Annotated in this window: 2 protein-coding genes and 1 pseudogene; 2 read left to right on the top strand and 1 reads right to left on the bottom strand. The window is 62.3% G+C overall.

What is annotated here, in order from left to right:
• Together AC1DVH_RS29210 and AC1DVH_RS29215 are read left to right on the top strand one after the other, a co-directional pair.
• On the top strand, positions 1-268 hold a 268-nt coding region (locus AC1DVH_RS29210; protein WP_477756709.1), incomplete at its 5' end, for a helix-turn-helix domain-containing protein.
• Positions 269-430: 162 nt separating this feature from the next.
• Entirely contained in the window at positions 431-1915 is a 1485-nt protein-coding gene (locus AC1DVH_RS29215; RefSeq protein WP_477756710.1) for an ATP-binding protein, read from the top strand.
• Here the strand turns inward: AC1DVH_RS29215 and AC1DVH_RS29220 are convergent.
• Positions 1880-2708 (bottom strand): annotated as a pseudogene (locus AC1DVH_RS29220) (transcriptional regulator); the annotation flags it as partial. The gene AC1DVH_RS29215 and the pseudogene AC1DVH_RS29220 overlap by 36 nt on opposite strands.

Consider the following 2708-nt stretch of genomic DNA (forward strand, 5'->3'; position numbering starts at 1 on the left):
AACCTACAGCATCGAGCGCATGGCGGGTCTGGCCAACATGAGCCCGCGCCACTTCGCCAGGGTGTTCGCCCGGGAAGTGAACATGACGCCGATGGAGTTTCTGCAAAGCGCGCGCATCGATTGCGCCAGGAACCTGCTGGAAACCACTGAGTTGCCGCTCAAGACCGTGGCGTTCAAAAGTGGCTTCGGCAGTGTGCGGCACATGCGTTTTCTGTTCAGTGAAAAGCTCGGCCTGACCCCGGCCCAATACCGCGAGCAGTTCAGCTAGCGCGTATGTCCGTCGTGCGCACCGCAATGGCCGTGACGCTCCCTCCGCGGCAGTTGTACCGTCACCGAGGCCTGCCAAGATACCGCTGAACTCATTGCAAGGAAGGTGCAGAGCCTGGGATGGACTCACGTACCGAGCCAGGCTTCCTGCGAGTGACAGCCCATGAACAGCCTCAGAGATATAAACAGCGAAGCGGTGCTGCAATTCGGGCCCTACGCTTTCCACCTCAGTCAGCGACTGGTGCTGGAGGGCGATCGACCGCTGCGCCTGGGCGGCCGTGCCCTTGACGTGTTGCAGGTGCTGGTCGAGCACGCAGGTTCAGTGGTCAGCAAGGAAGAGTTGATTGCGCAGGTCTGGCCGCGCTCTGTGGTCGAGGAGATCAACCTGCGGGTGCACATTGCCGCCCTGCGTCGTGCCCTGGGTGATGGGCAGAACGGCCAGTGCTACATCGTCAACATTCCCCAGCGCGGCTACAGTTTTGTCGCCCCGGTGCAGCATTCGCCAGAGCCTGTAGCGTTCCCGAGCGGGACCGTACAAAAGCTCCTGCATAACCTGCCGGCGCGGCTTACGCCGATTACCGGGCGCGATGCGGTTGTCGGGAGCCTGGTGCGGCAGTTGCCGGTGCGCCGATTCATGACCCTGGTCGGGCCTTGCGGGATCGGCAAGACCACCGWGGCGCTGCGCGTGGCCGAACTGTTGCTGCAGCACTATCGGCATGGCGTGTGGCTGGTGGACCTGGCGGCGATCGATGACCCGGCGCAAGTGACTGATTACCTCACTCGAACCCTTGAACTGAAGGTCGGCACCACGCTGGAGACGCTGGCGCAGCGGCATGCCTTGTTGGTGCTCGACAATTGCGAACACCTGCTCGAACGCTGCCAGACGTTGATCGAGACACTGCTGCATTCGATGCCCCGACTGTCGATCCTCGCCACCAGCCGCGAGCCACTCAAGGCGTCTGGCGAAACCGTATTGCGTCTGCCACCGCTGGCGGTGCCGCCGGCGTCAGGGCTGCGCAGCGTCGCCGAGGTCATGGGCTATTCGGCGGTGCAGTTGTTCGTCAGCCGTGCCCGGGCTCGATTGCACGGGTTCACCCTGCGCGAACAAGACCTCAGGACCATACGGGATATCTGCCGAGGCCTCGATGGCCTGCCGCTGGCGATTGAACTGGCCGCGGCGCACATCGATGCGTTGGCGTTGGTGGGGTTGCAAGCGCAACTCGACAACTGTTTTCAGCTGCTGACTCAGGGCCGCCGCACAGCCGTTCCCCGACATCAGACCCTCAAAGCCGCTCTGGACTGGAGCTACGAACGGTTGACTGCCGTGGAGCAAACCGTGTTGCAGCGTCTGGCGGTGTTCAAAATGGCGTTTACCCAGGACGCGGCGATTGGCGTGATCAGTTGCGACGGGCTGCCCGCCGCCGAGCTGATCAAGGTGATGGAGAGCCTCGCTCTCAAGTCACTGCTGTCCCAGGAGCAGGGCGGCGGTGTTACCCGTTACCGCTTTCTCAACACCACCCGCACCTACGCACTGGAAAAACTCGAACTCAGTGGTCAATTGCGAACCCTTGAAATGCGTTATGCGGCATACATCAGTAAAACGTGCTGGTCTTCAGGTCGACAGGTGGCATTGCAACTCGTCGAGTAGCCGGCGAACCGTCATCAGGTCAGGCGTGGCAAAACCTTCGGTGAAACGCTCGTAGATCGGTGCCAGCAGGTCATACGCCCTTTGGCGGTGGCCTTGACGCTGCCACAGTTGCGCCAGCGAAGTGGCGCTGCGCAGCTCCCAGGCCAGGGCACCCTGGGCTTTTGCCACCTTGAGTGCCTTGAGCAGCACGGTTTCGGCCGTTGCTACATTGACCGGGCAATCCGTTGCCAGCAATGTCTTGGCCCTGGCCCGCAGAATCTCTGCCGTGCTCCAGCCCGACGCACCGTTTTGCGCGCGTTCGAGCAAACCATCGTCGACGTATGCCGTATCCAGCGTGACCATGATGTCTTTGATCAAACCGACACTTTGGCGGCCGGTCGGTCGAACATCGGTGCCGCCGATAACCTGCGCGTAGTGTTGCGCCCAGTGATAGAACAGTGGAACCGAGTGTTTCTGCGCCTGTTCCAGGAGCAGGCGCAGGAGTTCGCGGGCGCTGCGGGTGTCGCCGTTGTAGTAAGCGATCAGGCAGCCGGAGAGCGCCAGGGTGTAGCAGATCGATGTGCCGTGGTTGATCTGCAATGCGATGTCCAGTGCCTGCCGGGCCGCGCGCCAGGCCTGCTCCGGTTGGCCTTGCAGCCAGAGGATGCGCGCGTGGATGGTCAGCGCCGCAACGCTCTGGTCGTATTGCACGCCGAAACCATGGGTGAAACGGTTGAGATGACCGCTGTGGGCCATGCGTTGCAGCACCTGTTCGGCATGCTCCCGAGCCTGATGCTGGTCGCCGCAGAAGTGC

The organism is Pseudomonas sp. P4_C3, from assembly GCF_056402075.1.